Source organism: Fluctibacter corallii (assembly GCF_025751585.1).
GTDB classification, from domain to species: domain Bacteria; phylum Pseudomonadota; class Gammaproteobacteria; order Enterobacterales; family Alteromonadaceae; genus Fluctibacter_A; species Fluctibacter_A corallii.
Map to the genome: position 1 here is coordinate 259 of NZ_JAOWKX010000001.1, position 12,724 is coordinate 12,982.

The 12,724-nt window shown below is 46.3% G+C and carries 10 protein-coding genes; 2 read left to right on the top strand and 8 right to left on the bottom strand.

The features are described 5' to 3' along the window. The 5 genes from OE749_RS00005 to OE749_RS00025 form a co-directional block, all read right to left on the bottom strand. Positions 1-2,504, bottom strand: a 2,504-nt coding sequence (locus tag OE749_RS00005; RefSeq protein ID WP_318527862.1) for a FimV/HubP family polar landmark protein, incomplete at its 3' end; no start/stop codon positions are given. Positions 2,505-2,910: 406 nt separating this feature from the next. Then, the gene (locus OE749_RS00010) at positions 2,911-3,927 is read right to left on the bottom strand and encodes an aspartate-semialdehyde dehydrogenase (protein ID WP_263710286.1); all 1,017 of its coding nucleotides are present in this window, start codon (positions 3,925-3,927) and stop codon (positions 2,911-2,913) included. Positions 3,928-3,972: 45 nt separating this feature from the next. Next, complete coding sequence (locus OE749_RS00015; RefSeq protein ID WP_263710287.1) at positions 3,973-5,103, bottom strand: 4-phosphoerythronate dehydrogenase; 1,131 nt, start codon at positions 5,101-5,103, stop codon at positions 3,973-3,975. Between the two features lie 72 nt (positions 5,104-5,175). Beyond that, the gene (locus OE749_RS00020; RefSeq protein WP_263710288.1) at positions 5,176-6,129 is read right to left on the bottom strand and encodes an alpha/beta fold hydrolase; all 954 of its coding nucleotides are present in this window, start codon (positions 6,127-6,129) and stop codon (positions 5,176-5,178) included. 1 nt (position 6,130) lies between these two features. Next, positions 6,131-6,886 carry a class II aldolase/adducin family protein gene (locus tag OE749_RS00025; protein ID WP_263710289.1) on the bottom strand — a complete coding sequence of 252 codons (756 nt, stop codon included), beginning with the start codon at positions 6,884-6,886 and terminating at the stop codon, positions 6,131-6,133. 107 nt (positions 6,887-6,993) lie between these two features. On the opposite strand from OE749_RS00025, the gene OE749_RS00030 reads away from it, so the two are divergent. After that, positions 6,994-7,701, top strand: a complete 708-nt coding sequence (locus OE749_RS00030) for a Crp/Fnr family transcriptional regulator (RefSeq protein WP_263710290.1) — start codon at positions 6,994-6,996, stop codon at positions 7,699-7,701. A 122-nt stretch (positions 7,702-7,823) separates the two neighbouring features. Here the strand turns inward: OE749_RS00030 and fabB are convergent, their stop codons facing one another. After that, positions 7,824-9,035 carry a beta-ketoacyl-ACP synthase I gene (fabB, locus tag OE749_RS00035; protein ID WP_263710291.1) on the bottom strand — a complete coding sequence of 404 codons (1,212 nt, stop codon included), beginning with the start codon at positions 9,033-9,035 and terminating at the stop codon, positions 7,824-7,826. A gap of 127 nt (positions 9,036-9,162) precedes the next feature. Between fabB and mnmC the strand changes: the two genes are divergently transcribed. Continuing rightward, the gene (mnmC, locus tag OE749_RS00040) at positions 9,163-11,187 is read left to right on the top strand and encodes a bifunctional tRNA (5-methylaminomethyl-2-thiouridine)(34)-methyltransferase MnmD/FAD-dependent 5-carboxymethylaminomethyl-2-thiouridine(34) oxidoreductase MnmC (protein WP_263710292.1); all 2,025 of its coding nucleotides are present in this window, start codon (positions 9,163-9,165) and stop codon (positions 11,185-11,187) included. 75 nt (positions 11,188-11,262) lie between these two features. On the opposite strand, the gene OE749_RS00045 is transcribed toward mnmC, so the two are convergent. After that, positions 11,263-12,030 (bottom strand): FlgO family outer membrane protein, encoded by a 768-nt coding sequence (locus OE749_RS00045; RefSeq protein WP_263710293.1) that lies wholly within the window; start codon positions 12,028-12,030, stop codon positions 11,263-11,265. 10 nt (positions 12,031-12,040) lie between these two features. Further along, positions 12,041-12,670 carry a FlgO family outer membrane protein gene (locus OE749_RS00050; RefSeq protein ID WP_263710294.1) on the bottom strand — a complete coding sequence of 210 codons (630 nt, stop codon included), beginning with the start codon at positions 12,668-12,670 and terminating at the stop codon, positions 12,041-12,043. Positions 12,671-12,724: the final 54 nt, after the last annotated feature.

Genomic DNA, 12,724 nt, shown 5'->3' on the forward strand with positions numbered 1-12,724 from the left:
TCGGCTTCGGCTTCGGCTTCGGCTTCGGCTTCGGCTTCGGCTTCGGCTTCGGCTTCGGCTTCGGCTTCGGCTTCGGCTTCGGCTTCGGCTTCGGCTTCGGCTTCGGCTTCGGCTTCGGCTTCGGCTTCTTCAGTGTTTTGTGATGGCTCTTCTACGTCAAGGGCTGCATCAATATTTTCGTCGATATTGTCGCGAATTGGCGCTTCATCTACCTCTTGCGACTCTCCACCTTCTGCGTCTTGAGAAGCATCATCTTGGCTTTGATGCTGCTTTTCAGCATCGTCAACTAACGATGACTCGGAGTCGCTTTGCTCATCAACTGTAACGGAGGGATCTTCGTTACTAGCAGGTTCAATGTCTTCTGCTATTGCATCAAAATCCGCATCTTGCTCGTCTCCGTCTAAATCTGCTTCAAGTTCTGCAAGTAATTCATCCGCGAGGGCATCTTCGCTCTCATTACTCGTTTCAGCCTCTAATTCTTCAAGCAATTCGTCTGACAGTTCATCAGCCATTGCATCTGCAATATCCTCTTGCTCGCTTGTTTCACCCTCTAGTTCAGCTAAAAGTTCATCAGCCAAGTCATCGGATGCATCGCCTGAGACATCAGCTAAATCTGCGTCATCTTCTGTTTGCGGTTCACTGTCTTGCTCGTTCTCAAACTCTGGCGCTAATTCTGCGAGTAGCTCGTCTGCCAAATCATCATTTTCATCAAGCGGCGTACCGTCATCTTCAAAGTCATCAGGGAGGTTGTCTAATTCCTGAATCGCATGTTGTTGCTCAGCATCCTGACTGTCGCCTTCTTCATCTTCATCGTCGGGCAGCAAATCTCCCATTTGTTCAAGCTGCTCGATTTCATTAATCAGTTCGTCGGTAATGTTATCGAGTTCTTCATTTTGCGACGTAATTTCTGAATCTAGCTGCTGAAGCATGTCTTCACTCATCGCTTCATCTTCAGAAATATCTATATTTTCAGGCTCTGGAGGCGTGGGCTCTTCTAGCAACTCATCAATGCTGATCTCCGGCTTATCATCCGAATCTAGTTCACTGATATCGACGGGGTCCTCACTGACTTCCTCAGGTGCATCGGTATCTGCGGGCGCTGATTCGTCCTCGCTCACAGTTTCACCCATCTCGTCTACCGCTTCGTCAAGGATACTATCGAGATCATCTTGTTCGAGCGTTTCATCCAATGCACCATCTGTTGTAGCGTCTTCCAATATTGCGTCGGTATCTAAATCTTCTGAATCGGGTAATTCTAAACTGTCGAGTTCATCATCAAGGTCGGCAGCCAGTGCGTCGTCATCCTCGAACAACGAGTCCAAATCACCTTGCTCAAGAACTGCATCAGCCTCCTCAAATGCATCATCGAAGGCTTCGTCCCCACCATCTTTATCGGTTTCTGGCACCAACATTTCATCGCTCAAATCATCGAAGGCCTCTAACTCTTCATCAAGGGCATCATCGAGGGATTCTTCCAACTCTTCAGACAGTACGTCGTCCAGAAGGTCATCTTCTCCAAATAAGTCTTCTTCTGCTTTTTTGGGGGGTTCATTGCTTTGTGCGGCTAACGCATCAGTGAGCTCATCCATTTCGTTGGATTGGGGGGCGGGCGGTGCCTTCGCCTCGGTCAGTGCAGGCTCAGTGGCGTCAGTTTTCTTTCGCTTAAGCAGCCACAACGTTAAGCCTACAAGTAGCGATAGGGTAAAGATAGTCGACGATATAATGATAAATAGTGGATCGGTCAGAAAATCAAAATTCGACTTTTCCATTTCTGCTTTACGACGGGCTTCTTGCTCCTGCGATAACGCCAACAGTTGATTTTGAATATCCAGCACTTGATCAATTTGTACTTTTAATTCATCGTCAACACGAGTGCGCAATGTGTCAATATCCTCATTGACGTCGTCCAAACGGTCGTAAAGCTTTTTATTTTCGTCGAGTAAAGACTGTACGCTGTCAATAGACTGGGCGAATTGATCTCGGATTGATTGGAACTGTTTCTGCTGCTCAGTATCGATGGCCGTCAGCTTTTCTTCCAATTCTTGTTTGGTTTGGGTTAAATCTTCTTTGTTAACTAGCGGCTTGGGTGGATCGATCTTGGCTTTTCCTACCGATGCTTGTTTAGCAGGAAGGAATGTGAGGTCATCACGTTCAGCTCGTTCTTTTGCCGTTTGGGTGTCGACGCGGGCGATATAACGCTCTGAGGGCAGCCTTAGAATTGCCCCATTTCTGAGATAATTGAAGTTATTGTATTCGAAGGCATCAGGATTAAGCTCGTAAATCGCCTGCATGACCTGATAAATAGAAAGGCGATTATTTTGTCTGTATTTGGTCGCGATTCGCCACAAAGTGTCGTCAGAAGTAATAGGGCCATATGTCACGCCCGAGTATTGAGCCGTGGCATCTTTAGGTCCTTTTATCTGGACTTGTTGCGCGTTTGCCAGACTGGTTAAGGCAACACAAGCAATCGTGATCAGCCCAAAAAACACTTGCCGCAAATTCATATTGTTTCTTCGTCGCCCCAAAAGAATATATTGCTCTGCCTGTTCAAGCCACTGACACTAAGCAGCAGCGAAACAGAGCTTATCGTTATACGTTACTTTGGTCCCGTCTGTTTATCATATCGTTCATTCGTTACGGGTGCCAAAAACTTGTCAAACTTAACCCAAGTTAAAAAACAAGCAAAACGCATTCCAAAAATGTGATTATAAACCAAATAGTTAGGATTACTATAAACCACAAGATCTTTGTGGTCTAGGAGAGCAGCAGATATTCCTGTCGATAAGGATAATTCTTAAGCAAGTCAACCAGATAGACGCCGCTTTCCTTCCTCATCGTTCTTTATCGACCAGTTTAGAAAAAGTATGAAAAGAATAAGCGGGTAATGGTCACCTTACCCGCTTGATAGTATTAATAATAATCGCGAATCAGTGTCTCTGCGATTTGAATACTGTTGGTTGCCGCCCCTTTACGCACATTATCAGAAACAACCCACATATTGATGCCGTTAGGATGTGTAATATCTTTTCTAACACGCCCAACGTACACGTCATCTTTGCCGCTGGCGTCTCCAACTTGCGTTGGAAACGCTTCACGTTCGTCTTTAAACGTAATACCTGGTGCATCGCGCAATAGCGCTTTCACGTCTTCTATATCAATAGGCTGGCGAGTCTCGATATGTACTGCTTCACCATGACCGAAAAATACTGGCACACGAACTGCCGTTGCATTTACTAATATAGCGTCGTCTCCCATGATCTTTTGGGTTTCCCATGCCATTTTCATTTCTTCTTTGGTGTAATCGTTATCTAAAAATACGTCTATTTGAGGGATCACATTAAACGCAATCTGACGGCTAAAGTTTTCAGTTTTCACTTCGCGGCCACTTAATAAGTCCGCTGTTTGCTTCGCCAGTTCTTCCATGGCTTCTTTACCTGCTCCAGACACCGACTGGTATGTAGCCACATTAATACGCTCAATCCCGACTGCGTCATGAATTGGCTTAAGCGCCACCAGCATTTGGATGGTTGAGCAGTTCGGGTTTGCAATAATATTGCGGTTTCTGAAATCAGCTAGAGCGTGAGCATTTACTTCTGGCACAACTAGCGGAATATCGGGCTCATAGCGAAAATGAGAGGTATTATCGATAACCACACAGCCTGCTTCTGCGGCAATAGGTGCAAACTTTTCAGACACACTTCCTCCGGCGGAGAAGAACCCAAGCTGCGCTTGACTCCAGTCAAATTCGTCTGCATCAAGCACGGTAATTTCCTGGCCCTTAAACGTCACCTTACCACCTGCAGAACGTGCGCTTGCCAGTGGATATAATTTATTCACTGGGAAATTCCGCTCTTCTAGAATTTCAATCATGTGCTGACCAACCAAACCGGTCGCACCCAGTACGGCAACATCAAACGCTTGGGACATTAACCTATTACTCCTTATTTTCGTATATTGAATTAGTGTAGATCTCTACCGCGAGAAACCAAGCTTGTAGAGTGCCTCTGATTCAGAAAAATTTCCAGCGTTAAGTGACACCGCTGAAAATTCTCTTCGCATAGCATAGTGTTTTCGAATATATCGAAAGCGCTCAGCATCCATGGCATGCGCGGTGAACGCTTGATGATCCTGCTCAACGTTATAAATCTGATGTACGAGTTGAGCAACGCTGTTGTCAGATAGATGATTGTCCAACACGTCTGCCAACGTAAGGCAAGATGGGTTTGCCTCAGGAAGCAGTGCTTCTAAGGTCACGGTTTCAGGTAGAGAAAACTGCTGACACAATTGCTGATAAAGCATAGATGTGCCCCGCGCTTTGCCCTCTAACGTATGCCCAGCAATATGTGCGGTCGCGATTAAACAGTGGGGAATGAGAGAGGTGAGAATAGTGGGCTCATTCTCCCAAACATCTAACACCAAGTTAAGTGGGTGTCCTTGCTCCAAACGTGATAAAGCAGCTTGATTATCTAACACTTCGCCTCGACACGCATTAATCAGCAACTGATCGTCTCGAAGGCTTTCTAGCACCGCTTCATTGACCATATGGTGCGTAGGGTGTGGCCCTTGGGTGACTAGCGGTGTGTGGAGGCTAATAATGTCACAGGCCATTGCCTGCTTAAACGAGACAAACTCTCGCTTATCCCCTTTTGCCGCAAGTGGCGGATCGCACAGCACATAGTTCACACCGAGCGCGTCGAGTTTAGAGGCTAGTGCGGTGCCCACATGCCCTGCCCCAACGATTCCAACGGTGCGCTCTCGCACTGGCGTGGCAAACTTTTTCCGTGTCGCGTAAATCGCACTGATCACATATTCAGCAACCGCAATGGCGTTACATCCAGCCGCGGTAGAAAAAGGAATGCGTTGTTGTTCAAGAAAAGAAACATCAACGTGATTCGCGCCCGCCGTTGCCGTCCCGACAAACTGCAAGCAATTCGCTTTGCTAAGGAGTGCAGGTGTAACCGGTGTCGTCGACCTAACAAGCAGTACATCTACGTCGATAAGATGCTCGGGAGTAATACTTTGATGCGAGAATGCCTTTGCCTCACCCAATTTTGGAAAGAATGCATCAGCGTAAAGCATTGAGTCTTCATACAAAATTTTCATGACTTATCTCACTGAAAATGACACCTAAGTATGCCATACATGAATCAGAGAAACACCGACGATACACTCTGCCTAATCATGAAAATCCGATAAAAACCGTAAATAATGTTCAGCGACATCATCAGCCGCTTCTATTTGTGGGTAATGCCCTACGTTTATTCCCGTATAATCACTGTCAGGCAACAATTCGGCAAAGCGTATCAACATGTGCTTACCTGAAATCGGATCCTGTAATCCGTTAATAAAGCCCTGCTTAACCTCGGTCTGTTGCATGGCATGTACCCACTCATCACGGTATTCAGCGCGCTCATCAATATAACTTAACAGTGAAGGAAGTACATCTTTACCCTTATTCACACACAGCAATTGATACAACGTTGTAATATCCTGTTCATCAGGAGGCGTCGCGTTGCCAAATATTTTGGTAAAACTTCGCGCTAAACTCGCTTTTGTTAGAAAGGGAACTAACCAAACGCCGAACACGCTTTTAAGCACTTTTTGCGTCAGCAGTGGGCGGTGTGACTCACTGAACAAGCCGCCATTAAGATAGCAAACCGATTGTAGCGGCCAATCAAGGTTGCCATGATAATGCTGCGTAAGTAAAACTTGCGCCACTGAGTCACCATAATCATGGGCAAGAATATGATGAGGTTGAACACCGAGACTGCTTACCACCGCAGCTATTCTGCGGGCTTGCTCTGACAATCGATATTGATGCTCAAACGGCTTTTCCGACAGCCCAAAGCCAAGCATATCAACGGCAAGAAGCTGAAAACGTGTCGATAGATACGGCCATATTTTGTGCCAATCCCAAGACGCACTAGGAAAGCCATGAATAAGCAATATGAGCGGCGCAGGGTTATCATGTGCACTTGGCTTTCCGTGATACCAATAAGCCAAGCGATGCCCGTCAACACGAATATAGGAGGCAGAACGACGATACCCGTCAATATCATGGGGTAACACGCGTAAAGATCGCCCCTGAATGTGTTGGGAGGCTTGCAATGTTTGGGCTTGGCACATCATATTACTGGTCGTATCCTGGGTTAATTCGGTTTAGCTTACGGAGAATACCTGGCCACGCAAGCCCGCCTCCCGCAGAGCGTGTCACCTGTTCAGCTTGTGCGCGAATTCCCTCTAAGATAGGCGTAGGAATACTGATTAGCGGTTGCCCTGTTGCTTGTGCTTTCAATTGAATTTCACACGCCCTTTGCATGATAAACATAAATAGGAACGCATCGGGAATATTATCAGCGCAGGTTAATAATCCGTGATTACGTAAAATCATAAACTGCGTGTCACCCAGATCTTTCACCAGTCTCGTTTTTTCATCAGGATTCAAGGCAACGCCTTCGTAAGCATGGTACGACAACGAAGCCAAAGGAAACAATGACTGCTGGCTGTAAGGCATCAAGCCTTCCTCTAACGCAGACACAGCCACACCTTCGTTAGTATGCAAATGAATAACACACTTGGCATCTTCGCGCGCTTCATGCACTGCGCTATGAATCGTAAATCCCGCCGGATTGATATCATAGTCCGATTCGACAACTTTATTGCCGTGTAAATCTACTTTGACCAAACTGGACGCTGTCACTTCATCAAACATCATGCCGTACGGGTTAATCAGAAAGTGATGTTCTGGCCCCGGCACCCTAGCTGAAATGTGCGTAAAAATAAGGTCATCCCAACCATAATGCGCCACCATTCTGTAGCACGCGGCTAAATCGACTCGTGTTTGCCATTCTTGTTCAGACATTGCGCTGTCATGATGTTTTGCCATTTCGTTTCCCTATTTGAATTGATTAACTTGTCATCACTTTACGGTGTCACGCCAGATTAAACTGTCGTATATTTGACATTTAATACAAATAACTCAGAGATAAACGGATGCAGAATGCTTCTCCTAACATCCCACATATTCTGACACTTTTAAAACATAACGCGTGGTTTTCTTCTATCCCAGCCCATCTCGCAAACGCATTGATATCAGCGGGAAAACAACGCGCACTCCCCAAAGGTCAACGACTTCATGGCAAAGGCGAGGAAGCAGAAGGACTCTACTGCTTGTTAAAAGGCAGAATAAGAGTAAGCAATGTCAATCGGGATGGGCGTGAAATGGTACTCACTTGGCTAGAACCTGGTAGCTGGTTTGGAGAAATATCGATGTTTGATAGCTTACCTCGCACCCATAATTCATTTGCTGACGAAACCTGCGATATTTTAGTGATTACCCAAACACGCTTTCATGACCTGCTGGAACAGCACCCTGCGCTGTATCCTTATTTTGCGCAATTGTTGTGCGCGCGCATTCGCGCTACATTTTCTCTCATTGATGAAAGCGGAGGCTTACCACTTAAAGGACGCTTAGCAAAGCGCCTTTTAATGTTGAGCAATGGATTCACGCGCCAGCAAACACCGCAAGCCATCAAACCCATTCACATTTCTCAAGACGATCTCGCGCATATGCTTAATACAAGTAGACAAACCATCAATCAATTATTGGGCGAGTTAGAGCATGACAATGTGCTTTCTCGAGGGTATGGAAAAATAACGATTCTAGCACCAGAAACCCTTGTGAATTTTGCAGCGATGTAATTGGAAACAAGCGTTTGTAAAATAATTACGCCCTCGTTTTGAGAGGGCGTAATTGCTTGGAAGCATGGTATGGAATAATTAACTACAACAAAAACGCGTTTATTCCCGCACGCGTGTTGGAATTACTTGTACTTTTTAAATACCAATGTTGCATTCGTACCACCAAATCCAAAACTGTTTGACATCACGGTGTGAAGTTCAGCTTCACGCATTTCGGTGACAATGTCGAGGCCTTTTGCATCATCATCTAATGTCTCAACATTGATAGACGGTGCGATAAAGTCATTTTCCATCATGAGCAACGTATAAATCGCTTCATTAACTCCCGCAGCGCCTAATGCATGCCCCGTCATTGCTTTGGTCGCACTAATAGGCGGGCTTTCATCACCAAACACTTCACGAATCGCACCTAGCTCTTTTACATCACCTACAGGCGTAGAAGTACCGTGAGAATTCAGGTAATCAATTTTTTCATCGATACCTTGCATTGCTTGCTGCATACATCTGACCGCACCTTCGCCCGACGGCGCCACCATGTCGTAGCCATCAGACGTTGCGCCATAGCCTATAACTTCGCCGTAAATTTTCGCACCACGCGCCAATGCATGCTCAAGTTCTTCAACTACCACGATGCCACCGCCGCCAGAGCACACGAACCCATCACGGTCAGCATCGTAAGTGCGTGATGCCACCTCTGGCGTGTCATTGAATTTGCTCGACAACGCTCCCATGGCATCAAACTGAACGGCCAAACTCCAATGAAGCTCTTCGCCACCTCCAGCAAAAACAACATCTTGCTTACCCAATTGAATTAACTCAAGTGCATTTCCAATACAATGGGCACTGGTGGCACACGCCGATGCGATAGAGTAATTCACACCTTTAATTTTAAACGGCGTAGCTAAACACGCCGATACCGTGCTACTCATTGAGCGTGGCACCATGTAAGGCCCCACGCGCTTAACACCTTTTTCACGCAAAATATCGGCAGAGGCCACCTGATTTTCAGACGACGCACCGCCAGAGCCTGCAATGACGCCTGTTCGAGGGTTAGATACTTGCTCTTCAGACAACCCCGCATCTTCGATGGCTTGTTGCATGGCAACATACGCATAGCCAGCAGCGTCGCCCATAAAACGCATGGCTTTTCTGTCGATAAGTTCTTTGAGGTTAATGTCTATTCCGCCCCAAACCTGACTTCTTAATCCCATTTCGGCAAACTGCTCAGAGCGCGAAATACCTGAACGTCCCGCTTTTAATGACGCCAGCACTTCTTCTTTGTTGTTACCTATACTGGAAACGATACCCATTCCAGTGATCACAGCTCGTCTCATATCGACCTCTTTATATCTTTATTTGCCGCATATACTAATGATTTTCTGCGTAAAACTGGTCTGCTCTTTTGAGAATATACTGCCAGTGAATTACACTACGCTGGTTTTTCTCAATAGGTACTGACGTTTGACCATTTCTAGCGCGAATATTCAATTCAATGAACAAGGCACGCCCGTTGCCGTTGATTTTGACGATGTTTACTTTTCTAATGTCGACGGCTTGGCAGAGACCAATTATGTTTTTCTTAAAAACAATGGCTTACCGGAACGCTGGTTAAATTGTGAATCTCCTCAGTTCGTGATTGCTGAAACTGGATTTGGTACTGGGCTGAATTTTCTCGCCACAGTGGCGGCTTATCGTCACCTAAAAAAAGCGCACCCCAACCATACTCTACCGCAGCTTTATTACATTTCGACGGAAAAATACCCATTAACTAAAAAAAGTTTAGAAGAAGCCCTCGCAAGGTGGTCAGACTTTTCTGATATATCCTTACAACTATTACAACAATACCCTTCGTTTTTGCCTGGCTGTCATCGTATGTCATTTGATGACGATGCCATTGTTCTCGACCTATGGTTGGGAGACGTTCACGATACCCTACCCCAACTTTCAGTAAACCAGCATGGCTTAGTGAATGCGTGGTTTCTGGATGGATTTGCACCCAGTAAGAATCCCCAAATGTGGTCAGACACATTGTTTGAAAATATGGCCAGGCTCACCGCGCCGTTTGGCACATTTGCCACCTTCACCGCTGCGGGCTTTGTAAAACGCGGGCTAGCGGCAGTCGGATTCAACGTAGAAAAGCGTAAAGGGTTTGGCCGTAAGCGAGATATGCTTGCTGGCACCATGCCCGAAGGCCAATCACGAAAAAACATTGAAAAAGCCTTTTATCGTCACGCAGCGAACGGCAATCTTCAGCAGGCGAACATTGCCATTGTCGGCGCAGGTTTAGCGGGGGCTAATGTGGCCTATGCGTTAGCGAGGAAAGGGCTAGCGTCGACCGTATTTGGCAAACAAAACGAAGTCGCAGACGCTGCATCAGGCAACACACAAGGTGGATTTTACCCACAACTTGGCACAACATTTAGCATCGCTAGCGCGCTCCAAGCGCACGGTTTTGTGTACGCTAAACGCTTATACCAGCAGCTGTTACAACAACACGCGCATTTCCCACACCAGTGGTGTGGTGTATTACTGCCCGCTTACACAGAAGACGTTAGGGAAAAATATTCCAAACTCATTGGCAACCACACTTGGCCTATCGATTTAGTGCGTCGCGTTGCCCCCCCAGAGGCTCAGGATATTGCAGGAATAGATATGCCCTACTGTGGATTATTTATAGAACAGGGAGGGTGGTTAAGCCCCAAAGGGCTTGTATCAGTGCTGATGTCAGAAGCTAAGCGCAAAGTAGGAACAGCGTTTAGCGGTAATGCTACGTTGGTCAATTTAGCGCGTGACGGCCAGCAGTGGAAGCTTCAATGGCAACATGGCGAAGAAACTCGCGCAGATATCGTAATTTTGGCCACTGGCGCAGAGTCACTGAATCTGCCTGTATTTAGTGAGCTTCCATTGGGTATTACGCGCGGACAGGTAGAGTTTATTCCTACCTCAGAGACACTCAGTGGTTTGAACACTGTATTATGCCATAAAGGCTATATGACGCCTAAATATGATGAGCGCCATGCGCTGGGAAGTACCTATTTTAAAGGGGACCCCCATTGCCAGTATCGATATGAAGAACAACAACATAACATAGCGACTCATCAAACTGCGATGGCAAAGTGTGACTGGGTTGACGCACTAAAAGGAGACGCCACTGGTCGAGCGGCAACTCGGTGCAATGTGCCTGATCATATCCCACTCATGGGTAGCTTATTTGATGCTGAAGAACAGAGAAATCAATATCAAACGATACACAAGACAGGATTTAAATCACACAACCATTCACGCTTTGGCATGGCGAAGAGTTTAGAAAACCTATACACATTGACTGCACTAGGTTCGCGAGGGTTAACAACGGCGCCGCTATTGGCTGAGGCGTTGGTGAGTCAAATAACCGCGAGCCCGATACCTTTGCCTGTTAATGTGTTAAACGCCTTATCACCGAATCGATTTCTTATTCGCGCACTCAGTAAAAATGAAGCGCAGTAGCCATAGCATCAACCCACTAGGCACATTGGTAAGTTCAGCTCAAGCAGGCGGCACCTTGCTTGAGCGAATGTTTAATTAGCCTTGAATCAACTTCACACCATTGGCCGCATCATCAATACTTGGTAGTAACGCATCCACCACATAAAATGGCACCAACATCTGCGCACTCGCCACAACGGCTTTATTCTTCAGACCTAACACGCGCGCATTAATCAGATAGCCACCTTGGTGCCTCGTCATGGTGCCAGTTAATATGTAATTTATCGGCTCATTGTTGCTCAGCTCTAAAAAGTCACGCGACAGAAAAAAGTCACCCACAGGCGTAACACGAATGTAATCTGTGGCTTTATAATCAATAACAGGAATACGAAATTTATGAAGCTCATGAATAAATGATTCTGCGAGCTGGAAACCCAGAACATTGGTTTTTTGTAAATCACTGTCAATGAGCGCAAAATGCGTTACACCAATCGGCGTATTCTGGCTAACAAACGCCATATTGCCAATCAAATCTTGCGTCATGTTCTGAACATAGTCACCAATGTGTTTGTTCAACATTTCGCCATTGTATACCCCTTTGCCGCCACTGTAATTCGCGCCAGATTGCTTCGTTCCATTGCTATCAAGTTGCGCGCGAACAGGCACGTATTGTTCGTGCCAAGAGGTATCAGATGCCGACACTTGGGTACTCGTGCCACTCACATCCATAATATTTAACGATGGAGCCGAGGCCGATTGACTATGCTTAGGCGCCTCTTTACCCCATAAGTCAGACCACCCCTGCGACGATGAACAGGCAGTTAGCCACGATAGTAGAATGATGAAGGTTGCATGCTTTTTCATATCAATTTTCCTACGAACCTGTTCTGTATATCATACCGTTACGCGTTGTCACCTTTTCCCGCTGCCAGAAAACCGTTGCAGGAAAAAACTTCGTCGCCGCTGCAACTACATCTTTACTTCTTACATGAATGACTCTGGCATTCACCACGGCACCTTCTTGTTGCTCCGTAATTGTACCCGATACAAAGAAATCAACATCTTCGCCGCCTTTAAGATGGTCCAATTGACGAGAAAATACCCGATCAGAATCTGCATTCATGATGATGTCATTCGCCATTTTGTAATCTTGCGCCACCATCCCCCTTCTTGCCGCTTCGGTTATCAGGCCTTGTTCAAGCTGATGCCCAAGTAACATCAGTGGATGTTGATGGTTAAGATCGACTTTCATGGTCGACACTGGCACAAACCCAGCTACGGCAAAGCGATACTGCGACGATACAGGCATGCCTGAAAACAACTCATCGGCTAATTGCGCCGTATAGAATTCGATGTTACCTAATACATTGTCTTGCTGAACAGGCGCAGGCTCGCTTGATGATAGCCAAGTCGAGGAACTTGAACAGCCAGATAATATAATCAGACAAGCTAATGCCCATCCGCCCCACGCAGCCGAATTTACATTTTGATGACGTATACCCATAACACTTTCCCGTCTGAACCGACACGAAACCGACAAACTTTTGTCGCGTAGCGT

Coding starts and splice junctions, on each gene's coding strand:
- OE749_RS00010 (WP_263710286.1), bottom strand. CDS start 3,927: ATGTCCCAAGCGTTTGATGTTGCCGTACTGGGTGCGACCGGTTTGGTT.
- OE749_RS00015 (WP_263710287.1), bottom strand. CDS start 5,103: ATGAAAATTTTGTATGAAGACTCAATGCTTTACGCTGATGCATTCTTT.
- OE749_RS00020 (WP_263710288.1), bottom strand. CDS start 6,129: ATGATGTGCCAAGCCCAAACATTGCAAGCCTCCCAACACATTCAGGGG.
- OE749_RS00025 (WP_263710289.1), bottom strand. CDS start 6,886: ATGGCAAAACATCATGACAGCGCAATGTCTGAACAAGAATGGCAAACA.
- OE749_RS00030 (WP_263710290.1), top strand. CDS start 6,994: ATGCAGAATGCTTCTCCTAACATCCCACATATTCTGACACTTTTAAAA.
- fabB (WP_263710291.1), bottom strand. CDS start 9,035: ATGAGACGAGCTGTGATCACTGGAATGGGTATCGTTTCCAGTATAGGT.
- OE749_RS00045 (WP_263710293.1), bottom strand. CDS start 12,030: ATGAAAAAGCATGCAACCTTCATCATTCTACTATCGTGGCTAACTGCC.
- OE749_RS00050 (WP_263710294.1), bottom strand. CDS start 12,670: ATGGGTATACGTCATCAAAATGTAAATTCGGCTGCGTGGGGCGGATGG.